20 protein-coding genes are annotated in these 21,583 nt (G+C 58.1%); 7 read left to right on the top strand and 13 right to left on the bottom strand.

Translation table 11 applies throughout. The features are described 5' to 3' along the window. The first annotated feature begins 40 nt into the window (after positions 1 to 40). Together ACZ6WW_RS16310 and ACZ6WW_RS16305 are read left to right on the top strand one after the other, a co-directional pair. Entirely contained in the window at positions 41 to 667 is a 627-nt protein-coding gene (locus tag ACZ6WW_RS16310) for a DUF2278 family protein (protein WP_465275132.1), read from the top strand. 154 nt (positions 668 to 821) lie between these two features. Further along, a complete protein-coding gene (locus ACZ6WW_RS16305) occupies positions 822 to 1,328 on the top strand; it encodes a gluconokinase (RefSeq protein ID WP_465275131.1) in 507 nt (168 codons plus the stop codon). A gap of 72 nt (positions 1,329 to 1,400) precedes the next feature. Here ACZ6WW_RS16305 and ACZ6WW_RS16300 read toward each other — a convergent pair whose 3' ends face one another. From ACZ6WW_RS16300 to ACZ6WW_RS16280, 5 genes are all read right to left on the bottom strand, one after another. Continuing rightward, positions 1,401 to 3,014: a hypothetical protein gene (locus tag ACZ6WW_RS16300; RefSeq protein ID WP_465275130.1), complete on the bottom strand. Its 1,614-nt coding sequence runs from the start codon at positions 3,012 to 3,014 to the stop codon at positions 1,401 to 1,403. A 266-nt stretch (positions 3,015 to 3,280) separates the two neighbouring features. Next, positions 3,281 to 5,257 carry a GMC family oxidoreductase gene (locus ACZ6WW_RS16295; protein ID WP_465275129.1) on the bottom strand — a complete coding sequence of 659 codons (1,977 nt, stop codon included), beginning with the start codon at positions 5,255 to 5,257 and terminating at the stop codon, positions 3,281 to 3,283. 11 nt (positions 5,258 to 5,268) lie between these two features. Further along, positions 5,269 to 5,763: a hypothetical protein gene (locus ACZ6WW_RS16290; RefSeq protein ID WP_465275128.1), complete on the bottom strand. Its 495-nt coding sequence runs from the start codon at positions 5,761 to 5,763 to the stop codon at positions 5,269 to 5,271. Positions 5,764 to 5,781: 18 nt separating this feature from the next. Further along, positions 5,782 to 7,206, bottom strand: coding sequence for a hypothetical protein (locus ACZ6WW_RS16285; protein ID WP_465275127.1), 1,425 nt, complete (start codon positions 7,204 to 7,206; stop codon positions 5,782 to 5,784). A gap of 419 nt (positions 7,207 to 7,625) precedes the next feature. Further along, positions 7,626 to 8,513: a LysR substrate-binding domain-containing protein gene (locus tag ACZ6WW_RS16280; RefSeq protein ID WP_465275126.1), complete on the bottom strand. Its 888-nt coding sequence runs from the start codon at positions 8,511 to 8,513 to the stop codon at positions 7,626 to 7,628. A gap of 130 nt (positions 8,514 to 8,643) precedes the next feature. Here ACZ6WW_RS16280 and ACZ6WW_RS16275 point away from each other — a divergent pair, with 130 nt between their 5' ends. Next, the gene (locus ACZ6WW_RS16275; protein ID WP_465275125.1) at positions 8,644 to 9,858 is read left to right on the top strand and encodes a YbfB/YjiJ family MFS transporter; all 1,215 of its coding nucleotides are present in this window, start codon (positions 8,644 to 8,646) and stop codon (positions 9,856 to 9,858) included. A gap of 43 nt (positions 9,859 to 9,901) precedes the next feature. Here ACZ6WW_RS16275 and ACZ6WW_RS16270 read toward each other — a convergent pair whose 3' ends face one another. The 6 genes from ACZ6WW_RS16270 to arsH form a co-directional block, all read right to left on the bottom strand. Next, the gene (locus tag ACZ6WW_RS16270) at positions 9,902 to 11,917 is read right to left on the bottom strand and encodes an amidohydrolase family protein (protein ID WP_465275124.1); all 2,016 of its coding nucleotides are present in this window, start codon (positions 11,915 to 11,917) and stop codon (positions 9,902 to 9,904) included. 273 nt (positions 11,918 to 12,190) lie between these two features. Then, positions 12,191 to 13,228, bottom strand: coding sequence for a Csu type fimbrial protein (locus ACZ6WW_RS16265; RefSeq protein WP_465275123.1), 1,038 nt, complete (start codon positions 13,226 to 13,228; stop codon positions 12,191 to 12,193). Next, positions 13,225 to 15,630 (bottom strand): fimbria/pilus outer membrane usher protein, encoded by a 2,406-nt coding sequence (locus ACZ6WW_RS16260; RefSeq protein WP_465275122.1) that lies wholly within the window; start codon positions 15,628 to 15,630, stop codon positions 13,225 to 13,227. Before ACZ6WW_RS16260 ends, ACZ6WW_RS16265 begins: the two co-directional genes overlap by 4 nt. Further along, the gene (locus ACZ6WW_RS16255) at positions 15,581 to 16,327 is read right to left on the bottom strand and encodes a fimbrial biogenesis chaperone (protein ID WP_465275121.1); all 747 of its coding nucleotides are present in this window, start codon (positions 16,325 to 16,327) and stop codon (positions 15,581 to 15,583) included. The genes ACZ6WW_RS16260 and ACZ6WW_RS16255 overlap by 50 nt, the downstream gene beginning before the upstream one ends. 8 nt (positions 16,328 to 16,335) lie before the next feature. Next, positions 16,336 to 16,872, bottom strand: coding sequence for a Csu type fimbrial protein (locus tag ACZ6WW_RS16250; protein ID WP_465275120.1), 537 nt, complete (start codon positions 16,870 to 16,872; stop codon positions 16,336 to 16,338). 492 nt (positions 16,873 to 17,364) lie between these two features. Next, a complete protein-coding gene (gene arsH, locus ACZ6WW_RS16245) occupies positions 17,365 to 18,087 on the bottom strand; it encodes an arsenical resistance protein ArsH (RefSeq protein ID WP_465275119.1) in 723 nt (240 codons plus the stop codon). A 38-nt stretch (positions 18,088 to 18,125) separates the two neighbouring features. On the opposite strand from arsH, the gene ACZ6WW_RS16240 reads away from it, so the two are divergent. Together ACZ6WW_RS16240 and ACZ6WW_RS16235 are read left to right on the top strand one after the other, a co-directional pair. Continuing rightward, positions 18,126 to 18,449 (top strand): ArsR/SmtB family transcription factor, encoded by a 324-nt coding sequence (locus tag ACZ6WW_RS16240; RefSeq protein WP_465275118.1) that lies wholly within the window; start codon positions 18,126 to 18,128, stop codon positions 18,447 to 18,449. A gap of 22 nt (positions 18,450 to 18,471) precedes the next feature. Next, entirely contained in the window at positions 18,472 to 18,981 is a 510-nt protein-coding gene (locus ACZ6WW_RS16235; RefSeq protein ID WP_465275117.1) for an arsenate reductase ArsC, read from the top strand. 35 nt (positions 18,982 to 19,016) lie between these two features. Here ACZ6WW_RS16235 and ACZ6WW_RS16230 read toward each other — a convergent pair whose 3' ends face one another. Beyond that, positions 19,017 to 19,529: a hypothetical protein gene (locus tag ACZ6WW_RS16230; protein ID WP_465275116.1), complete on the bottom strand. Its 513-nt coding sequence runs from the start codon at positions 19,527 to 19,529 to the stop codon at positions 19,017 to 19,019. A gap of 226 nt (positions 19,530 to 19,755) precedes the next feature. Here ACZ6WW_RS16230 and ACZ6WW_RS16225 point away from each other — a divergent pair, with 226 nt between their 5' ends. Further along, positions 19,756 to 20,292 (top strand): hypothetical protein, encoded by a 537-nt coding sequence (locus ACZ6WW_RS16225; protein WP_465275115.1) that lies wholly within the window; start codon positions 19,756 to 19,758, stop codon positions 20,290 to 20,292. 46 nt (positions 20,293 to 20,338) lie between these two features. Continuing rightward, a complete protein-coding gene (locus ACZ6WW_RS16220) occupies positions 20,339 to 20,665 on the top strand; it encodes a hypothetical protein (RefSeq protein WP_281849222.1) in 327 nt (108 codons plus the stop codon). Positions 20,666 to 20,667: 2 nt separating this feature from the next. On the opposite strand, the gene ACZ6WW_RS16215 is transcribed toward ACZ6WW_RS16220, so the two are convergent. Beyond that, the gene (locus tag ACZ6WW_RS16215; RefSeq protein WP_465275114.1) at positions 20,668 to 21,492 is read right to left on the bottom strand and encodes a hypothetical protein; all 825 of its coding nucleotides are present in this window, start codon (positions 21,490 to 21,492) and stop codon (positions 20,668 to 20,670) included. Between the last annotated feature and the right edge of the window lie 91 nt (positions 21,493 to 21,583).

Raw genomic sequence — 21,583 nt, 5'->3', positions numbered from 1 at the left:
TACGTGCTGATGGTTAACAAGCCAGGTTAGGGAGGTGTCTATGTTGCCGAGCTATGGGGTTGTAATCGGGACCTATCAGAATTACACGAAGAATCAGGGGCAATGGCTACACGTCGATCTGAACATCAACGCAGCGGGTACCGTGTATGAGGCTGCGGTCGACGTTAACGAGCCGAACGGATTGTTCCAGTACCAGGTGTTCAACAAGCTCGATAGTTCGCTCTTTACGACCATATCGAGTCTGCCGGATGGCTATCATCAACTCGCTCCAACTCCGACATCCGGCGCGATCGACTACGCGCGAAGCCTGATCCTTCAGAGACCGCTTGGCTGTCTGTCGCTGCTCTGGGGGATCTTCGATGCGATTTTCCGCACCAATATCCAGACCTGGACGAACGTGACCGGGGACGAAGCGGGAAATGCGCTGGTGAACATGGTGACCAACTCGACCAAGCTGTATGCCTTCGGTGCACCTTATACGACCGGCAACGGCGTGCATGATGTCCACTGCAATCAAGGGGACCCACCGGGACCCTTCCAGCACCTCGATGGAATCTGGCAGGACGGTGCGGTTTTCGCTCTGCTCAGCGATGGCACGCTTTCCGCGTACCTGGGCAAGTTCTCTACTCAGTCGCTGAAGACGGACAACAACGGTCTGCCTATTTGATCATTGACTGGCCGCATCACTGTGTTCCAAAGTTGTCTGGAAAGACCCCGTTTCTCTCATGAATGAGGGAGGCGGGGATTCGGTCAGTACCAACATATGGAACAATCGAAGGGTTGCATCGACGGACTATTCGCGTGACCCTGGAACAATGACCATGCCAGACAACATGCGCGCCCTTGTCATCATGGGAGTCACCGGCTGCGGCAAATCCACTGTAGCGGCCGCCATATGCGAGCGGACGAGTGCAATGCTCATCGAGGGTGACGCGTTTCATCCCGAGGAAAATATTCTCAAGATGCGAGCCGGTATTCCGCTGAATGATAGCGATCGTCAGGGCTGGCTTGAGCGTCTGGGAGAAGAGTTGGCGCGGGTCGTAACCGGAGCCCCCGCTGTGTTGACCTGTTCCGCGCTCAAGCGCCGCTATCGTGATGTGTTGCGTGCAGCAGTGCCTGGCTTGGGTTTCGTCTTCCTGCAGCTATCGCCAGAGGTTGCTGCTGAGCGCGTGGCTCATCGTCCGGGCCACTTCATGCCCTCTAGCCTGGTTGATAGTCAGTTTCGTGATCTGGAGCCGCCGATTGGCGAGCCTGACGTGCTGACGGTATGTGCTACGAATGCACTGAGTTCTATCGTCGAGGAAGCCATAGCCTTTCTGGACCTTTGAAATCCGGTTGCGGTGCAATCATCGCAACCGGAACTCTGGAGGCCATATTCGATCGAGGCGCCTCGATGAATGTTATTGCAAGAAGTAGTGGCCGCTGACACTGATGGCGGTGAAGTTGCCAAAATCAGCATTGGTCAGTTGCGCAATCGTTCCTGATGAAAATTTATTTAGCTGTATGGATGTACTGCCTGCCAGTGCTCGCGTGACGACCTGATTCACGCCAGAAGCAAGCTGGTCTGCATGAACAGAAAAAGCAGGCATCAAATTGGTTGTTGACGAGGTTGCGACAGGAAGGCCGTCGATTGTTGCTGCGCCGGTTGTCGTACCTTTGCTGGTTAGCGATACGTAGATCTCGAAATAGACGACATTTCCGTGCAGTGCATAACGCCCTATCCGGTTACTGTAAGCAATGCCGGAGGATGACCCGTTAAAGCTGACTGATGGCGTAAAAGACAGTGGCGCCTGTGTCATATCGCGAATATCAAACGACCCTTGAAGCCGATCGACATTATTGGTCGATGTGTAGACGTTCTTACCTAGTGTGACGCCAGCGGGCCAGAAGATGTCGTTGGTCGTTGAGGTGCCAAAACGGCAGCCTTTTACTTCGCCAATGACAGTAGTCATCAATGTACTGTTGACATAGATGCTGTAGTCGAGATTGGCATGCGAGGGTGATGCCCCGAAGAACGTGCACGTGTCAAACGTCAAGCCAAAGACATTTGGGCAATCGATGAAGACGTGAGCTTTTACCAGGCCGTTCGTGCCACCCGGCGAAATGCCATAGGTGTTTTCTTCCATGTAGCAACCACTGAAAATCCATGCTTGGATGCCCCCGCCAGTCCCGGTGACACGCACCCCGTTAGCGAGATTGTGTTCAATGGTGGTGTTGTAGAACGTCCAATTCACGACGGGGAATGTCGAGAATGAGCTGTTAACGAATATGCCGTGCTGTCCGCATGCGGCGAACCTGCACATATTGAAGGTCTGCGCTCCAACGTTGTCAGTCGCATCGACGTTCATGCCGTTTATGAGCGAAGTCGACACATGCACACGTTCGTACAGGTTCCAGATGGATCCGCCGGAGATGAAGATGCCATACCTCATCTCAAAGATGTACAGATCTTTAAAGGTAAGGAAGGAGCACGCCTGGTTTGCTTGCACGCTTTGAATGGCGATGCCATCACATGCATTCCAGGTACCTGGATTCCTGTTGAGGATGGCCATTCCTTCAACAGTTATATCGGTGATGACATTGTTTGTGTTCGTTATAAGAACAACTGGACTGTTGTTCACGTTGTAAACGGAGGTTGCCCATTCACCTTCCCCAACTATATGAATGAATGGACTGTCGATTTCGAACTGTCCAAGATACTTGCCCGAACCAAGAGCAAGTGTGCCTCCGCCAAGGGAGGCGAGGTAACTGATTGCCGCCGTAAAATATGGAGTGTTGTCCGTGCCTGTATCTGTGGCCGGGTCATAGTCGGCTACCGCTCCGAACTGTTCTGGCCGCACTTTTTGGCGTAGTTCGTCTTGCACGGTACGTAACACGGCCCCTGGCGCATTCTGCAAGAATCCGACCAGGGCTGCCCCGCCGCCTGCAGCCAATTCTGCGTGCATTACTGCAGTGTCCGTGGGGTTGGATAATGCTGAGGTGTGAGCTGCGTCTACCTTTATATCGTTGGACATCTTGCGCTCCTTGTGTTGCTTGTGACTTTCCGATCACTGACGCTTGGGTAAAGCAATCAGGCCGTAGTTATCATCTGGAGATGCGATCTCAGGGAGCGAGAATGGCTTTGTTGCAAGCCTTACGTGCAGTACGGGACGCAGATAACATCTGCGTCCCGGTGGCGGTAGAAGCCACGAACTGAGGCGGGGCATACCGTGGCTGCAGCGAGCCTGGGAGAAAGCACTGCTCGTACAAGCGGCACTAGCTACGCCTTCTGCCCGTAAGGTTAATTAAGATCCGCCAAGATGTTGTCCGCCGCCTGAAACGCAAGCGCGGCGATGGTCAAGGTAGGGTTACCCGTGGCAACCGTCGGGAACACGCCGCTGCCAACCATATACAGGTTGCTGTGGTCCCAGGATTGCTGCCGTGCGTTGAGTACGGAGTCCGTTTTTTTATCGCCCATGCGATACGTTCCTACGATATGGCCCGCACCATAGAAGGTGAAGTTGTTTCCCTTGTACTGAAAGTTGGTGGCGGTCACTTTGCCCGCAGTTCCATATAACACTGGAGCAGGTGGCACGGTGGTGTACTCCGTGGCACCGATGGTCTTGAAGATCTCCGTCGAGACGGCTTTGGCGGAGACAAATGCATCGCGCTCGTAGTCGCTACGTATGCGATAGGTCACCTGGGGGCGGGGCAGGCCTAGATGATCCTTTTCGGTCGACGAGAGCTGCACCCGGTTGTCGGGGTCCGGAAGTTGCTCGATGAGGTATCCCAGGCGAACCTGCCGGATGTAAACGGCGTTGAGGGTGTTGACCAATTGCTCGCCGAAGAGTTGGCTGTTGGCGGGCAGAGCCGGGTTGAAGCGCAGCGGCTGGCCTTGTTGATTGACGGAATTGCCATTGAGCTGGCTACTGTTCTGGCCGAATACAAAGTCCGCGAGCGTGGTGTATGGATCGTTCGCCGCCCATTGCCAGCCCTCATTGCCTATTTCGATGCGGTAGGCGGATCGGTTCTTGCGAAACACGCCATCGCGCAACGATTCGAAACCCGATGTCGCCAAGGGGCCGCGATACGCGTAGACAGGATCCTTGGCCAGCCCCCAGGCCAGGTACATGACGTGGTCCATCAAGTTACGGCCGACCTGGCCGCTGGAGTTGGCAACGCCTTGCGGGAAATGCTTGTTCTTGTTCGACATCAACAAGAGCCTGGGTGTTTCGATGGCGTGCGCCGCGAGCAGGTATTTCGTGCCTACCGCCGTTCCGGTTCCCGTTTGCGGGCCTAGATGGTCGTCGTAGGTGATGTAGTCGATGCCGATGATTTCTCCTGTCGTTTCATCGACGCGGATATTGTTGGCAACCGTGCGATAGCGGATATCGACGTTGCCCGTTTGCAGCGCATTGTTGAGGGTGACGGTCGCGTCGTACTTGGCCTGAATCGGGCAGATGGGAATGCAATTGGTGTTGCCGGCGCATTGACGCCGGTCCCCGGGCAACGAGTTGCGCCCTTGCGGCGTCGGTGTGGTGTAAACGGGGTTGCCGTCGACGGTCAGCGTGGTGATCTGGCCGAACACCGCGTCTACCTGCGACTCCACGATGGGAGGCATGGGGTAGTTGTAGCTTGGGCCATAGGTGCCGGAGGGCTCGACGCCAAATTGTGCGTAGAGCTTATCCAGGGCGATCTTGTCGCCTGCCACGCCGATTTCGTTGGTCGCTTTTTCGTAGTACGGAACCAGCGTCTGGTAGAACGTCTTGCCGCCTGGCCAATCGACACCCTGGCCGTACCGTGTCTTGAGTTCAAAGTCGCTGGGGAATAACCGCAAGCTGGTGCCGAGCCAGTGCCACGTGGTGCCGCCGCCGATGCGTTCGTACGAACTGGCAAAGGCGAACAACGCTTCCGGGCTGTCTCCCTGGAGACCAAGCGGCTGGGGCGGATAGATGAAATAACACTGGTCCGGCTTACGCCAGGCTCGGACTTGCAACACGGTGTAGCGTGGCACGTTCTCCAGTGCCGGGTTGGGCAGGCCCAACGGGTTGTTCGGTGTGGACTCCTTGGGGTCTTGGGTGGTCGGCGGATACGGCGACTCCGGCGTCTTGGCGTTGGCCTTGAAAAACGTGCTCATGTAGCCGCTGCGGTCGACCGGCACAGCCTGGCCGGCTTCCAGGATCAACACCTTCTTGCCTTGCTTGCCCAGCTGATAAGCGACGATCGCGCCGGAGATGCCTGAGCCGACGATCACCAGGTCGTAGGATTGGGTAGTCATGTGCGATCTCCTCAATTACCCGTGTAGTCGCTAAGCGGGACAGGCGGCTTGGCCCAATATCCGTAGCGGTAATTGGAATCGCCCATGGGATGGGACTGCATGACCTGCCACACGAGACTCGAGGTATAGGCATTCTCGGAAATCAGGTCGCTTACGGTGCTGGCGGGCTCTGTCGCGGTCGCGGAAATAAGCGTGGGCCACGCGCCCGAGTACCACATGAAAATCAATTTGCGACAGGCCAGCACAAACGCTTCGCCATTGGCAGGATCCAGCATGGCTTCGCCAATTTGCTGGGATGTGAGTCCCTTGGCTTGAAGCGCCGAGTACTTTTGAAAGATCTGGCCAACCAGCAGCGGGTTACTGCTTTCCTGCGCGATCTTCTGTGTGAAGAAGGGCAAGTACTCCGATTTGATGTCGACCGGGTCCAGCTCGGGTGCAAGCACGCTCTGATTGAAGCCTGTCAGCACAGCGCTAAGACCGATGAAATTATCCATATCATTGCTCATGGCTTGTCTCCTTGAGAGCTACTGCGCGCGTTGAAGCAGATAGGTGAAGTCCGAGAAGTTGCCCGTCGTTGTCGTGGCATTGTTGTGGCACGCCATGCAGCTGCTGGAGGTCTGCTTGACGTGGCCCTGGATATAGGTTTCCAGAGTGGTATTGGCCAGGAACGATGGTGCGGGGACGCCGGTAGGGTCTACTTTGCTCTTTGCGTTGGTCGGCCACTGCGTGCTGACCAGCTCGTAATTCAACCAGACAGAATCCGGAACGACGGCGGCCAGGGCCTGGTGATAGGACGCGTTGAGTTGTTGCGCCTCCGGGGTGATGGCAATCACGCGCTCCACCTGAGTTGGCTTTGTATACGGAGTGCCCGGATTCCAGGGGCGCGGCGGCGGTTCATTGACCTTGCAGCTTTTGCAGTGCGCATCAAAGAAGTTGTAAGCAGGCAGCGCAGGTTTCTGGCCCTGCGTTGGCACGTTGTCCACGTGCTCGAACGTGGACCACACCCATTGGGGCTCGCCTGCCGTCTTGTGCGCAATGTGAAAGCCTACCAGGCCGACCTGCGTGAGCACGCAAGATGGCTTGACTCCGGGTTCTTCCGCGGGGTTGTCATAGACCAGCGCGTACGTGGTGTAGAACTTTGCAGGGTCGTACTTCCCGCCCATCTTGACCCATGCCGTCTTGATCATGATGGAGCCAAGTTGCTGGGCTGATGTATTGCTGGCAGGGAAGTTGGCGTCCGCGTTGAACGCCTTTTGTCCGTCCTTGGAGTAGATCTTGTTGGTGAGGATGTAGTTGAACATCGCCTCGTTGGTCATGATGGCAAAGCGCGTGTACTGGCCGTTCTGGTCGATCAAAGGCCCGGTCTTGAACGGCTCGCCGCTTTCGTCGAGCACATTGGCGGTCTTTCCCACCTGTGTCAGGTGCATCGTTCCCGGCGGGAGATGCTTGGCGTCGATGTTCTTGCAGACATCGGGAAGAGGGCTGTCTTCGCCCCACGGCGCGGGTGTGGCGCCGCCGGGAAGGAAAATGGTACGGCTCTCTCGATAACTCTCCCACACCACCGGGTTATTGGTAGCTTGCCCGATCGTGAGGTTCGTATTGGGCGTGCCATCTGGATTGGCGGGCCAATTGAGCGCGATAAACGACTGCCAGGAAAAAACGTCGAAGTCCTGTTGCAAAGAGGCCAGCGTCGGGTTCGACCCGGTGACCGTAATTTCCAGCGGAACTTGTGGTGTCAAAACCGGCAAAGGTGGCGGTGCGGTCGTGCGTGTATCGGCGGCATTGAGTATTTGAATTAGCGAAAACAGCGATATGCCGATAATTACCGGGAAAACACCGTATTTACGTCGGCCCGGAGAGAAGAGTTGTTTGATTTTCATCGCTATCGTCCTTGCCCAAGAGTGGTTTTGCAAAACCGTGGGACGTCCCTGCACAACAAGAGACGCCACCACTCGTAGCGTTAGCCAATGTCAGGGCGAAGCGTGCGACGTATTTACGGGCCAAAGAAAGGCAACCGTGGCTACCGAACGCCACTATGTGGCGAAGCCATAGATATCACTGCACGTTTTCCCCCATTCCAACACGCAATGCTATTGCGCTATGCGCGAGTAAAGGCTGCAGTCTGTCAATAGAGTGTGAAATAATCAAGTCGTCGCGTATCGCGGCTTTCTTGAGAGGCAGTGCCTGCTAACAAGCTCAATATTTCCAGCGATTTAACTGGATCTGTCGAGAGGGGTGATTACAAGAGCAGGGAGAATGCATATGAAACATCTGTTGTCTATTGCATCGACCATAATCTTACGGTCTTAGCTCGGATGTTTTTCTACGCTGCTTAGCGCCACGCGCTGATCAAACAGCGATTCGAGGTTCAGTCATGTTTCGAGCCGCCACTCTGATCTTCTCGGGCCATTGCCACAAACGCCTTCAAAGCACTGGACACATACGCATCGTGGCGACGAATAAAGAGAGTCTCCACCCAAGCACGGTTTCGTGGTAGCGCATGCACATTGATTCGGGCATTTTCGGCAGCCGCTGCCACGACGCCTCTCGGAAGCAGAGTTACACCGATGCCGGCTGCTACGCAGTTGATGATGGTATCGAGCGAGCCGAATTCCAGCGGCTTGGCGGTGACGATGCCCATGCCGGCTAGGATGGTTTCCAGCCGCTGCCGGTAGGAGCAGCCCAGTTGGAAAACGATGGTCCTCAAGCCGGGAGTCTTGGGCAGATCCTTGAGCGTCTGAATGGCTTGGCTGGTCACCAGCACGAGTTCTTCCGTGAACACGCGTTCCTGCACGATCTCTGGATGATCGATCGGCCCTGCGACGAAAGCGCCGTCGAGTTGGTTTTCGATCACTTGGCGAATGAGTCCTTCCGTGGTGCCGCTGCGGATGACCAGGCGAACATCGGGATAGTTCCTGGCAAACCCGCTCAATGCCGGCGACAGGCGTAACGCCATCGTGGTTTCGAGGCTTCCAAGCGTCAACACGCCATGTGGAGTACCGTCGTCCTTCGCCGCGCTTTCTGCCTCGGCAAGCAGTTTTGAGATCCGTGCCACGAAGGGCAGCACGCGTTGTCCTGCGGGTGTTGCATTGACGCCGCGCGCGTGACGCTGGAAGAGGGCGACGCCGAGCTCCTGTTCGAGTGCCTGGATTCTGGCCGTGACATTGGACTGCACGGTATGCAACTCCTGGGCTGCCTTGTTCATGCTGCCATGCCGGACCACGGCTTCAAATGTCTTGAGATCGGCCACATCCATACTCGAACTCCCGTATTTGCTCATATGCGCGCCTATCGCCAAATGAGATAGGTGCTATCGAATCAATTCAGTTCTCTGAAATGCAGATTGATTCTACGCTTAGCCTATCAAGAAATAAGAGGCTTCGCCGATGAGCCGCATCCTTGAAACGCATGTCGCCAGCGTGCCTTCCGTCAACGCGGGGTGGGCTGTTCTGGCAGCCTTCTGCGCAAGCCTGGTTGGCATCGGCCTGGCACGCTTTGCCTATAGCCCGCTGTTGCCGGCCATCATCACGGCTCACTGGTTCGATGCATCCATGGCCGCTTACCTTGGGGCCGCCAATCTGGCCGGCTATCTCGTTGGCGCGCTGCTTGGACGGCGGCTCGCGGCAAAGATCGGCAGCGTCACTACCTTGCGAGCCATGATGGCGCTGGCGACGCTGGCATTCTTTACCTGCGCCTTTCCGGTGTCATTTGCATGGTTCTTCGGGTGGCGCTTTCTTTCCGGTGTAGCGGGAGGTGCATTGATGGTGCTTGCCGCGCCCGCCGTGCTACCGCATGTGTTGCCTTCGCGGCGCGGGCTTGCCGGTGGTGTCATCTTCATGGGCGTGGGCATCGGGATCGTCGTATCGGGGACCTTGGTGCCGCTGCTGTTGCAACGTAGCCTGCAAGACACGTGGATGGGTCTGGGGTTGATCTCCCTGGTGCTGACGATGATCGCGTGGAACGGATGGCCAGGTCAGGCGGCGGCGCAAGTCGCGCCAGTTGTCCATCATCGCCATGCGGCGCCGTCACGCACGTTGCGTGCGCTGTATGTGGAGTACGCGTTGAATGCCGCCGGTTGGGTGCCGCACATGATCTTTCTGGTCGATTTTGTCGCCCGCGGTCTTGGACAGGGTTTGCAAGTAGGTGCGGAGTTCTGGGTGCTGTTCGGAGCAGGGGCGACGGCCGGTCCGCTTTTCGTGGGCGCGTTGGCGGACAAGGTGGGTTTCAGCCGCGCGCTGCGTTTGGCATTCGTACTGGAGATCGGCGGCGTAGCGATACCGGCGCTTGGGCTGACCGGGCCGTGGCTCATCGTTTCCAGCGTGGTAGTGGGTGCGTTCGTCACGGGTACGGTGCCGTTGGTGCTGGGGCGCGTGCACGAGTTGCTTGTGCACCATCCTGCGCAGCAGGGTCCGGCTTGGAGAACGGCGACTGTCGCGTTTGCGGTATGCCAGGCGGTAGCAGCCTACGGTTTCTCCTTTGTGTTCGCGCATGGGGGTGGAGATTATCGGGAGCTATTTGTTGTTGGCACCGCTGCGATGATGCTGGCTTTGGCTATCGATGTTGCGGTGGGATGGAACCCGATGCGAAGACGGCGGGGCTGAGGATAAATACACAGGGGCGCGGCAATCGTGGCGCCCCTGTTGCTTATGGCTTGAAACCCACCGATTGCCAAAGCGGCGCAGGGTCATAGACCGTACCGTCGCTGATGGTCTTGGCGATGCGCCGGGTGTTGCGGATATCGGCCAGCGGATCGTCATCCAGCAGAAGCATGTCGGCGCGCTTGCCGACCTCCAGTGTGCCCAGTTGTTTGTCCAGCTTGAGTACGCGTGCCGGGACGATGGTCGCCGCCTGCAAGGCTTCCATCGGCGTGAAGCCGGCTTGTACGTAGATTTCCAGTTCCCTGTGAAGTGAATAACCGGGAACGTCCTGGTCGGTGCCGGCCACGATGGTCAGGCCCTGTCGATGCAGTTCGCGCAGGGTAGCTAGCAGTGCAGCGTAACGTTTGGAAAATTCGGATGCTTTGGCGGGAGGTACGCCGGTCGCGTTCAACGCGGTGGCCAGTGTCGGGGCGACATGGGCGATGCCAGGCTCGAGCGTTTCCAGCGGCGTCTCGGTAGAGCGCGACAAGGTTTCGTACAGCGCGATGGTGTCGTCGAACACCGTATGGTGCGACTTGAACAGCGCCAGCTCTTTCTTGGCCTCTGGCGTCGTGAAGTCGATCGGGGGTGCCGGTTTGCCGCGCTCCATATGCAGCAGATCGCGAGCGACGAAGCTGATGTGGTTGATACCGTCGTAGCCGGCGGCAACGGCCTGTGGGGTCGTCATGCCTTCGGGTACATGACCGGTCACCGTCAGACCCAGTTTGTGGGCTTCCTCCGCGATGATCGGGACCAGCGAGGGCTTCATGCTGCTGTAGATCTTGATCTGTACCGCACCGGCTTTCTTGTAGCGCCGCACGACGTCGCGCGCTTGCTCGGGTGTGTCGGCCGTGATGGCGCCAAGCGTGATCGGGCCGGTGCCGTCGACAATGCCGGCGATCAGCAGTCGCGGCCCAATGCCACGCCCGGACTGCAGCGCATCTCGAACGGTCGTGATGAAGTCGAACTCGTTGCCGCAGTCGCGTACCGTAGTGACGCCGGCCGCCAGATAGATGGGACCCCATTCGACCTGCTCGTAGTGCGCATGCATGTCCCACAGTCCCGGGATCAGGTATTTCCCGGTACCGTCGATGACGTCCAGCTTGTCCGAGGCTTCTGGCGCAGCGCCGGAATGGACGATGTTCGTGATTCGGCCGTCATCCACGTACACCGCAGCAACGTGGCGTGGCGTAGTGCCCGTACCATCGATGAGGGTGGCATTGGTGATCGCCAGGTGTTTCCCGGTGGCGTGTTTCGCCGTGGCGGTCAATCGCGCCAGCGCCGCCAGATCGTTGCTGACGGCCTGCTGGATAAACGGAGCGAGCGAGTTTTTGTACGTTTCGCGCACCGCCTCGAAGTGATCGAACTCGGAATCGGTGGTGACGACAGCGGCGAGTTTCTGGTCGTCATCCAGCCATACGGTCTCGGCGCCCCAGACCAGGCCGCTGATCACGTAGCTATGTAGCGTTGTGGCGTGGCCGTTGACAGTGACGGTGAGATCGCTGCCGGGTTCTATATGTATGCTGGCATCCGGCGGGGCGACAATCTGGGCAGGCTTGCCTCGGGCGATCCAGAAGCGCATCAGCATTTGCTGCATGGCGACGGGCGAGTAGCCATCCACCAGAAAGGTATCGGTGGTCGTCGGATAGTCCGTTGTCTTGCCATCGCGTAGCAGCGCGATACGTTGTCGCTTGGAGTCCCATGAGAACGCGTCGTTCATCGGCGAATTGCGCGACGACTGTCCCTCGGTCTTCAGTGAAACGGGGTGAAGAATGTCTGTGGCCGTGTAGACAGTCTTCAGTGGCACGTCGGTGCCACGGTCGTTGAATTTGAAGTCCGAGCGGAGCGTCAGCAGGCCCTTCTCATCGGCGATTGTGTAGGTTTCCTTGCCGATGGCCTTGGCGAACTTGTACAGGACAAATGTACCTTGTTCGTTTGCAGGCTTGCCTTGTGCGTGTATCGCAAACGATGGGAGCAACCATAAGGCTGCGAGTGCGAGTGAATAGGCAAGGACAGGCTTCATAGGCGGTTCCAGGGTGGGCCGGCAGCGACTGATGGGGCTTCGAATAACCTTCCTATTCGTCATTCCGGCGTAGGCCGGAACCTAGTGGCATTGTGATCGGTTGTTGCGAGAGCCTGCAAAAGTCAGCTCCATCGCGAAGACTGAAAGCCGACGCCACTGGGTCCCGGCCTACGCCGGGATGACGATAGGAAAAATTAAGGTTGTTCGATATTCCCTGATATTGCCCGGCAATACGTGAAAAGACACCCTGCCTTTCGACCTAATGCCGGGAATTCAGTAGTTCACGTTCACGGTGACCGTATCGGAGTAACTATCGGGCGTGTAATTCGCGCTGGCTGCTGTCGCATAGACCGTCAACGTTTGGCTTAGCCCGCTTCCCGTACCCGATACGCCATTGCCTACCGTCGTCGAAGTGGCAGTGTTGCCCCACACAACGCCGGCAGGCCCCGGGGTAGAGCTGAGCTGATAGGGCACTTTATCCGTATTGCCGCTGATGGCGCCTTTCATGACGCCGGCGCCGATAGTGCTTCCGTTGGAAGGCGCGAGGCCAACGAAGTACGGCGTGCCGTTGGTGCAGGTCGCGCCAAGGGTATTGCTTGCGGTGGTGTTGAGAGCGGTGAACGGTACCGTGCCGAGATTGACGTTGTTTGCGGTAACCACGCAGGCCTTCTGGATCGTTGCCGATGCCGTAAATGCCGCGCTTCCCGCGTTGAGCACACGCTGGCCACTTGTGCAGGAACTCAGCGGCGTGTTCGCGTTGAGTGTGTAGGAGCCGCTGACCGTGACGGCCAGTGTGCTGTTGTAAGTGCCTACCGGAGCTGTCGTCTGTCCGCTTGGCAGCGTCGCGTAGAACGGCGTCTGACCAGTTACCGTGGTCGACAAGATCAACCCTGCAGGAATCGCCACCGCAATGCCTAGCGGTATGGGTGTTCCCGCTGTTGCCGTTGAACCCCATATCTGGGTGGTGGCTGCATCTGCGTAAAGCTGATACTGCAAGGTGTTGCTGCCGCTGCTGAGCAGGCGCGGGTTGGCCTGTGTGCCGCCGGTACCGGTGTTGAGATTGAGGCACATGGCGATATTGGCCTGTGGCGAAAGCAGAACACCCAGGATGCCTGTGCTGGTGCAGGACCAGCCGATCGAGCCGGTGACATTGACGGTGCCGGTCGTCAGATCGATCGTGCCGAACTGGACGTTGTTGACCGTGGGATTGGCGCAACTGACCGACTGGGCCTGGGCCAGGCGCGGCAGGCCCAGGCAGCCGATCGTCAGCATGGCGATGAACAGCATGAGCTGTCGACCGTGGCGGCTCATGGCGCGGTGTCCTGGCGGCAAAGCAGAGGCCCGACGGCGGGAATGCCGTGGCTGTCGCTCTGATAATCGAAGCTTGCCCGACACGTGCCGGTCGGTGTGCGCACGATAAGCGTGTTGTGTTCGCCCAAGGTGTTCAGATAGACCGTACCGTCAAAGCCGACCATCGCATCCGTTTCGGCTTGTCCGGCAAGAGCCACGCGACTGCCAACCGGTAGCGGTTGGCCGCTGGCATCGTGCAATGTCACCAGCGCCGCTTTTACTGACGTAATGGCAAAGCGCACCAGCGTTCCAGCCCGATCGGTGGGTGTGGTGCGTGCCATGACATGATCGATCTGCACTTCGGCAGGAAGGTCCATCGGATCGATGCTGAGGTGGTTATCCTGATAGGCGTTCAATGGGCTGACCAGGAGCAGCCCGTTGCGGTTGGTCGTGCCGATCAGGTTGTTCTCCAGCTTGACCGGTATGTCGGCGACCCCACCGGTGGAGACCACTGCGAAACCGCTATTGATATAGCGTGTCGCGAACATCTCGCCGCCCATCAACACCAGCGCACCCGTGGCATCCATATATCCATAGCGCGTATCGCCAACGGCGTTGACGCCGATGCCCACCTGACCGTAGCGGCCCAGGTAATCCAGCTCGGCCTGGCCGCCATTCTGGTCGCCACCCTGGCGCATGGCTGCGCGCCAGCTCAAGCCGCCCTGGCTGGGTGGCGACTGGCTGGCATCGAGCGCAAATCCGGTACGGTTGCCATCGCGCTGTACGCTGCCGCTCACGGTGATGTTGTGATCCAGCGCAAGGGTGGCGATCAGGAAGATGCTTCGATCGGATGCTTTGTTCAGATTCTGATTGAAGTTGAGATTCAGCGACAACGCCCGCCCGACGGATCGGTACCAATACGCGCTGCCATAGCGGGTGGCGTCCTGCCGGGGATAGCGCAACTGCAGGTAACTCAGGCCGAAGCTGCCCCAATAGGCGGTGCTATAGCCGGCTATCGCCTGTGCGCTGGTGCTGGGCGGTGGCGGCCCGTAGAGCGTGGCCGCATCGCTATAGTCGCCACGAGTGCGGATGCCACTCACGCTGACATTGAATCGATTGTCGCGCCAGCTGTAGCCCAACGAGTACAGTGAGCCGCTTCTCCCCGCATGTTCGCTTCGCGCGAGCGATGCGGAAACAATGCCGCCCGCGGTGCCAAGCAGCCATGCACCACCGCCACCGGCGTTGCCCAGCCCGCGCGTGGCTTCCGCATGCGTTTCAACGGTGAAACTGTCACTGACGCCGTAGCGCCAGGTGCCGCTGCCGACGGGATCATGACCATACGTGAATGAGCTCAAGCCATAGTTCTCGCGCACGAACCCCAGCTCCGCCGACCAGTCGGACAGGCCCTGCTTGAGCAACTGGTGTTCGTCGTACAACGAAAAATTGAGTGTGGTGGCTCGGCCTAATGCATCCGTCAGCACAACTTGTGCATTGCCGGCACCATTGATGTTGGGAATCGTATTGAGCTGAAACGGGCCCGCTGGCACTCTGCCGTTGTACTGTTGCACGCCGTCGACATACAGCTGCACGTTCGACGGCAAGGTGGCCGAACCGAGAAAGGCCGGCAGCGGTGCCGTGATCAGATAGGGCTGCAAAGCGAAGTTGGTACCGAGCTGTATGCCGGCGATGCGCGTGGATCTTGACCACGACAGCGCATCGGTCAGGGTATCCCCGATGCGCAGAGTCAGCAGGCTGTCGGGAAATGACATGCTCCAGTTGGTATCCAGGCGTACAGAGCGATCCTGCCACTCATTGTTGTTGCGGGTGAGCTGCGAGAGCGTGGTGGTACTGAACACGCCGCCGCTGTTGAATGCACGCAATTCGGTGAAAGCGCTCAGGCTGCTGGTGTCGTGTTGGCCTTCCGTGCCATAGACATCGTAGTTCAGCACGATGCCGGGCGAAGCGGTGGGCTGGGGCCGGCTGTTGCCGGGCGCATTGAGCACGGTCGTTCCCAGTTGGAGCATGTGCAGCGGCGCATGGATGGTCGCGGCCTGATGACTGGCGTCGTAGTCGACCTGGACACCTTGCAAACGGTTCAGTTGGACCGGGTCGGGCGTGTTGGCCGGCAGGACGAAGCCGAGCTCATGTAGCGTTGCTGCGCTGGCCCAAAGCTCGCCGTTGAGATCGACGAAATGAGCGAGGCCCCCGTGGGCACCATTGAGGGTTACCTCGAGATAGACGTCCATGCCGCCAAGATGGGTCATGCCATCGCTGCTGTCGGTGATCAGGGTGGGGTTGGCCTTTATGTCGTTCGCTGTAGTCATATCGGCGGCATGGTTGCCGGACACAAGCAGACCTTGCAGCACGATGACTTCAGCGAGAGCGATCGGCCAGCGACAGGTCTTGCGCGGCCTTCTCTCCATTGATCATCGCCTCGAGAATGCCGCCAGCGGAAAATACCGTGGCGGGTGGCTTCAGCATCCACTGCATAGTGGCACCCGGTAGAACGTAACCAAGCAGACCAGGATTGATGTCCGTGCGATGACCTTTGGTGTCGATGTAGCTAAGTGCCGCCAGTTGAGCGTGGCTGCCGCCGTGGTTGCTTACCCGCAACATGACTTGTTCGCCATGCCGCAACAGGTTCCACTGCAACTGTGGCGGAGCAGTAGCGCCGACAGGTTCGATGAAGATCGGTACCGAGTAATGCAGCACGAACTGCAGCCCTTGTTTGCCCTCCACGTCAATCGGAAGCTCATCGATCGCCAGCCGATAGGCATCTTCAACGGCACCGGCGCCGTTGGGCGGTGCGCCGGTCCGGATGACGCGTATCAACTGGCGATCGCCGGCAGCGAGCTGCAGCATCGGTGGGCTGATCACCAGGCCACGAGAGCCGACGAGCTGATCGCCCTGGTCGCTCTGCGTCCAGTGATAGACACGCACTTGCGCATGCACCACGTTGTCGCCGGTATTGATAAGCCACAGTCCATCGGCGTTTTGCGAGGCCTTCAGGCTGAGTGTCGTTGGCGCTACCTGCAGGCCACTCGCACCTGCACCTGCTGACATCAGCAGGCCGACGAACAGAGCGCTGCCTAACGTATATCGCAGCCATGTGCGCTTCATGTTGAAGCTCAGAAGTTCACATTGACCGTGACGGTGTCGGCATAGCTATCGGGTGTGAAGTTGGCGCTGGCTGCGGTGGCGTAGACGGTAAGCGATTGCGCCGTGCCGCTGCCGGTGCCGGCTACGCCATTGCCGACTGTCGTCGAGGTGGCGGTGTTGCCCCAGACGGTGCCTGAGGGGCCTGGAGTAGAAGTCAGTTGATAGGGCACCTTGTCGGTATTGCCGGGGAGAGCATCGGCTGTACTCATGCCGCCACTGCCCGTTGTCGTGCCGCCATTGGCTGCCGACGGCGCCAGGCCCACGTAATACGGTGTGCTCTTCGAGCAGGTCACACTGATGGTATTGCTGCCGGTGGTGTTCAGCGCGGTAGACGCTACCGTGCCCAGATTGATATTGGAGGTAGCGCCAGCGGTTACGGTGCAGGCTTTCTGGATCACCATCAAGACCTGGAATGTCGCTGTCGCGGGACTGGCGGCTTGGGCGGTAAGGGTAAACCCGCTACTGCAGAGCAGGCTGGTCATCAGCAGAATTTTCTTGAGCGACATCATGAATCTCCCCTGTCATGGATTGGGCGGGAATTTCAAATACGGCTCAGGCGTGGCTGTGTTAATCCGGGAGGCAGGCGCGATCGAATAGGGCATAAAAGCCCGTAGCCATACCGCAAAATGCGCCATCAGGCTGGAAGAAAATGGAGATCTATTGTATTCAATCGCGTGAAAATCGCGTGAGTTCCCTCCCATGGATGCCACTTTGAACTGTCCATACATCACGCTATGGATAGCGTGTTGGATGTTCCGCAATAAGGGCCGCTCTACGATTTGTAATGTATAGAGATGTCTTGGGTATTGGAAGAGGTTTTATGAAAATCCATCAGATTAAAAGCATTAAGGGTGTGCTGCTAAAGATCGATCTAATGGACTAAATATGCATTAATAAATAATACCTATTAATGTATACATCGATTCAAGGGTGGCCGGTATTGCGGTCGGCTATTGCCATGGTTTTTATTGAATCAGCCCATAAAAAGGGCTGCGGCGTCATGCTTTCTCTACCGCGCCCGCCGCTTGTGCAAGCTTCCGTTGGATCGCGTCGCCTTTGCGCTCGCTGTATCGGCTGACCAGGTAATCACTGCGCCCGCGCACCATCAGCGTGAATTTCATCAGTTCTTCCATGACGTCCACGACCCGGTCATAAAAGGCAGAAGGCTTCATGCGGCCGTGCTCGTCGAACTCTTGCCACGCCTTTGCCACGGACGATTGATTGGGGATGGCGACCATGCGCATCCAACGGCCGAGCACGCGCAATGTATTGACGACATTGAACGATTGAGAGCCGCCGCTCACCTGCATGACCGCAAGCGTGCGGCCTTGCGTCGGTCGCACGCTGCCATCCTCTAGCGGAAGCCAGTCGATCTGGTTCTTGAACACCCCTGTGATCGCGCCGTGGCGTTCGGGGCTCACCCACACCTGACCCTCCGACCAGGTAGACCATTCCCGCAGGCGCTGCACTTCCGGATGGCTGGCCGGTACGCGGTCGAGCATGGGGAGCTGGTGCGGGTCGAACACTCGCGTCTCGGCACCCAGATGTTTGAGAATGCGCTCGGCTTCCAGCGCCAGTTTGCGACTGAACGATTGCGGCCGCAGCGAGCCGTAAAGGATCAGGATGCGCGGGGCGTGACCGTCGTCTGCGGCATGGTGAAGTTGACTGGCATCTGGCAGGGGCAGGTAGTCGTGATCGAGATGGGGCAGGTCGTGGTTCATGGCTTGTCCGGCGGTATTGTTTCCACTATTCTAGATTTATGGAAACGATGCAAGCAATCTCTGCCCTGACGGCTCTGGGGCACGCCAAGCGCCTGGCCATCTTCCGTTTGCTGGTGGTGGCCGGTCCTGCGGGCCGTATGGCCGGCGATATCGGAGAGACGCTGGGGATGCCCGGCGCCACTTTGTCGTTCCACCTTAAAGAGCTGGTGAGTGCTGGGTTAATCGTGGGCGAACAGCAGGGGCGCTTTATCTGTTACCGGGCTGCCTTCGATGCCATGAATGGCCTGATCGCCTACCTGACCCACAACTGCTGCGCCGATAGTGCCGGGGCAGAGTGTGCGCCGAGCGATGCCTGCTGCTGATGTCTCTTGGGAAGAAACCGTCATGACCCGTCGCGTCCTGTTTGTCTGCACAGGTAACTCCGCTCGCAGTGTGCTCGCCGAGGCGACGCTGCGGTCCTGGGCGGGTAGCCGTTTTGAAGCATTCAGTGCCGGCAGTCAGCCTGCCGGTCGCGTTAATCCCTATGCGCTCGATACCCTGGCAGCGGAGGGCATTGCCACCGCCGGTTTGCGGAGCAAATCATGGGATGAATTTTCCGGTGACGTTGCGCCACCTATGGATATTGTCGTAACGGTTTGCGATAGCGCGGCCGCTGAGCCGTGCCCGGTATTCTTCGGCGACTTCGTGCGCACGCATTGGGGCTTGCCGGATCCAGCGGCTGTCGAAGGCAGTGATGCCGGCAAACGTGCAGCGTTTGCGCATGCACATGCGGTGATCAAGGCCCGCTTGCTTGCGTTCTTGGCGTTGCCTGACGACGTATGGGCTGATCGCGTTGCGTTGAAGGCGGCGCTGGATCGCATCGGCCTTATTCCAGCGGATAAGCCTTGCGCCTGAGCGCGGCCTTCGTCATCGCCAGCATCCGGCCGCCTTTATATCGTGGTGTCGGGGCAGGTGGTCATAAGGGATGTGATGGAGCGTTGCATCACCCAGGCAAGTACGCCTTTTGAATTGACCTCCGCGACATAAGTCGTGCCCATCACGGTGACGGTATTGCTCGATTTCTTCTGGCATACCTGATCGATCGTGGTCTGACCGACGACCATGGGTGCGTCCGTAGCAGTTTCCGCCTGAATACCGGTTTGCAGCTCCCGCTCGGTGACCGAGCGTGTTGTTTGATGGATGTAGCCGTAGGAGTTCCCGGATGCAAGCTGAGCAAGATACTTGGCGGCGCCCTTACCAATGGCGGTGTTGCCCGCTTTCGCGTCCTCCTGCAATTTAGCGGCGAACTGGTTGAAGAACGGCGTGGCAGACACGCCCGTGTATTTGCGAACCACCATGCCCGCTGAATTACTGTCCAGCTTCACCTCTTGGCCGATTGCTTGTGCGCCCGACGCAAGTGCTGCGATGGCGACTACGGTAGAACCGATCAGCTTGATCTTCATCCGAATCTCTTGTCCATGATGGGTAGATGGTCTGAATGCTTCTGGCAAATCGATTATGTCATTGCATTTGGCTTATGCAGGTAGAGTTTGTCGTTGTCCCGGTCGCAAAATATTGCTGGCTCATGGCAGGCCAGCCGGAAATCCACGCTATCATCGAAAAGTGTGCATCGAGCTGCAGGGAAGCTCCGAACAGTTACCCATGACGAAAAACAACTTACATGGAACCGTGAGCGGCCAGCTTGATCGCCTTGAAGGCAGTCTGGTCCGGGGGCGACTGGGTGAGTCGGCGCGGCTCTATCGGTTGCGTATCGATGGCCATTGGTATTTCTGTACCGCCAGTAACTTCACCGACAGCGCATCGGCTGGCACGGTGCTACGGCATGTCCAGTTACCGGAACGCGTGACTGTGGCCCCGCATGTCGTCAATGGACGCCGGTATATCTATTGGCTCTACAGCCATGATTCGGGTGTAGCCCTGGAGCCTTTGACGTTGAAACGGGCAGGTGTGTCTGCGTTGCTGGTCCTTTTGGCGCCGATACTCGGGTTCGCGTTGATGTTCCTGTGGCCCTGGATCAATCAGCTGTCCACATGGCTCTTTGTTATTTTGCTGCCGGTCACCATTGCATTGGCGATCGCGGCCCTCGTCTGTGGGCTGTTCGGCATATTCGCATTAGTGGACGTGTTCGGCATTTTTCGACCACGTCGTTTGCGGGCTTATCGGGCCTACCTCGCCTTGCGCAAGACAATCACGCATGACGATTGAGCTGCTAACTATCAGCGGAGAGATCGCAAGGGTGCGGGATCGTACCGTGGGTGTCGATCGCGTCGCAGCGACGGAAAGCATGACGACGACTACGCAATACTTCAACGAGATCGGTATCGACCTGAGCGATTCGACGGTAAGCCTCGCTTTACTTGCTCGCTGGCCGGATCGCCTGTTTTTGCAGTTGGGCGATCGTGTTATCGCCGCGGGGTATGACGAACGAAGCGAGTTCCAGGTATTGGCGCTGTGCAACCTGACGGACCATTCCAACTATCTGTTCTGTGGTTCGCCGATACGACGGCGCAAACTGAAGCAGATACTGGCGCCCTTCTTGTCCGCTGCCAATCGCACTGACTGGATAGCGGCGGGATAGATTCAGGCCACCTCGTGAAAGCCGAACGAATGGCTGTCGGATGGTGGAAGAAAGCGCGGCATGGCATCCATGTTTGCAAACACGTCGCCCTTGAGTCCGCCATGAACGATCTGGCCCTTGGGCATATGCAGCGTGGCCGTACCGTCGCTGCTCGCCTTCGCGCTTTGCATGAAGCTTAGAAAGCCCACTGCCGTACTCGGCTGCACCAGGTTGAGTTTGGCGCCATTTTGCGCGACATACGTGCCGCCGGAGCCATCGAGTAGGGGCTGGGCCGCTGCGCCAAGGCGCTTGAACAGCGACATGAAATGGGTCATGCCATCCGCCTGCGTGCTCACCGCATCCATCTCGGCTCTGGAAACCGAGTGGCCATCGAGTTGCGCATACTGGGCGTAGCCTGCCACGGCATCGTCATGAAATGTATTGACGGCCTTCACCAGTGAACCGTTCTGGTTGAAGGTGTTCTGGAGCCAGGTGCGGTCGCTTTCGCTCAGGCTATTGGAGGTAACCTTGATGGCGCCGTTGTCCGAGCTGAAATCGAACTGCGCATTCGCCAGGTCGGGCCGCTGCAGGATCAGTTGCTGCATGGACGGAACCAAGGCGTTGGCAATGGCTTCGGAGTCCGCACTCAACTTTGCCTGCGTGCCGAAAAGTGCCGACAGGTAGCTTTGTACGGCCTGTTGCGATTTCTGCGGATCTACGACCGCAACGGTGAGCGAAGCGGAAGCTGGCCCGGTCGTGGGATCGGGGGACGACTGCTTGAGCGCTGTCGTGCTGAGGTTTGTCGTTGATACGGTGGCCGTGGCCGAGGTATTGATCGACAGGTTCATGCTTGCTCACTACCGGCATTCCTTTGTCACCGGTAGCGGCAGTTATTCCGGATACTTTAGGAGTGCAGAGGCATGGAGGGAGCGAACTCCC

The sequence above is a fragment of the Dyella sp. NPDC103356 genome (assembly GCF_055584465.1).
The sequence above is the reverse complement of the archived record's forward strand: the minus strand, read 5'-3'. Positions and strand labels throughout refer to the sequence as shown.

Bases quoted from the DNA above. Each gene is read 5' to 3' on its own strand.
- ACZ6WW_RS16310 (WP_465275132.1), top strand. From the start codon at position 41: ATGTTGCCGAGCTATGGGGTTGTAATCGGGACCTATCAGAATTACACG.
- ACZ6WW_RS16305 (WP_465275131.1), top strand. From the start codon at position 822: ATGCCAGACAACATGCGCGCCCTTGTCATCATGGGAGTCACCGGCTGC.
- ACZ6WW_RS16300 (WP_465275130.1), bottom strand. From the start codon at position 3,014: ATGTCCAACGATATAAAGGTAGACGCAGCTCACACCTCAGCATTATCC.
- ACZ6WW_RS16295 (WP_465275129.1), bottom strand. From the start codon at position 5,257: ATGACTACCCAATCCTACGACCTGGTGATCGTCGGCTCAGGCATCTCC.
- ACZ6WW_RS16290 (WP_465275128.1), bottom strand. From the start codon at position 5,763: ATGAGCAATGATATGGATAATTTCATCGGTCTTAGCGCTGTGCTGACA.
- ACZ6WW_RS16280 (WP_465275126.1), bottom strand. From the start codon at position 8,513: ATGGATGTGGCCGATCTCAAGACATTTGAAGCCGTGGTCCGGCATGGC.
- ACZ6WW_RS16275 (WP_465275125.1), top strand. From the start codon at position 8,644: ATGAGCCGCATCCTTGAAACGCATGTCGCCAGCGTGCCTTCCGTCAAC.
- ACZ6WW_RS16270 (WP_465275124.1), bottom strand. From the start codon at position 11,917: ATGAAGCCTGTCCTTGCCTATTCACTCGCACTCGCAGCCTTATGGTTG.
- ACZ6WW_RS16265 (WP_465275123.1), bottom strand. From the start codon at position 13,228: ATGAGCCGCCACGGTCGACAGCTCATGCTGTTCATCGCCATGCTGACG.
- ACZ6WW_RS16260 (WP_465275122.1), bottom strand. From the start codon at position 15,630: ATGGAGAGAAGGCCGCGCAAGACCTGTCGCTGGCCGATCGCTCTCGCT.
- ACZ6WW_RS16255 (WP_465275121.1), bottom strand. From the start codon at position 16,327: ATGAAGCGCACATGGCTGCGATATACGTTAGGCAGCGCTCTGTTCGTC.
- ACZ6WW_RS16250 (WP_465275120.1), bottom strand. From the start codon at position 16,872: ATGTCGCTCAAGAAAATTCTGCTGATGACCAGCCTGCTCTGCAGTAGC.
- arsH (WP_465275119.1), bottom strand. From the start codon at position 18,087: ATGAACCACGACCTGCCCCATCTCGATCACGACTACCTGCCCCTGCCA.
- ACZ6WW_RS16240 (WP_465275118.1), top strand. From the start codon at position 18,126: ATGGAAACGATGCAAGCAATCTCTGCCCTGACGGCTCTGGGGCACGCC.
- ACZ6WW_RS16235 (WP_465275117.1), top strand. From the start codon at position 18,472: ATGACCCGTCGCGTCCTGTTTGTCTGCACAGGTAACTCCGCTCGCAGT.
- ACZ6WW_RS16230 (WP_465275116.1), bottom strand. From the start codon at position 19,529: ATGAAGATCAAGCTGATCGGTTCTACCGTAGTCGCCATCGCAGCACTT.
- ACZ6WW_RS16215 (WP_465275114.1), bottom strand. From the start codon at position 21,492: ATGAACCTGTCGATCAATACCTCGGCCACGGCCACCGTATCAACGACA.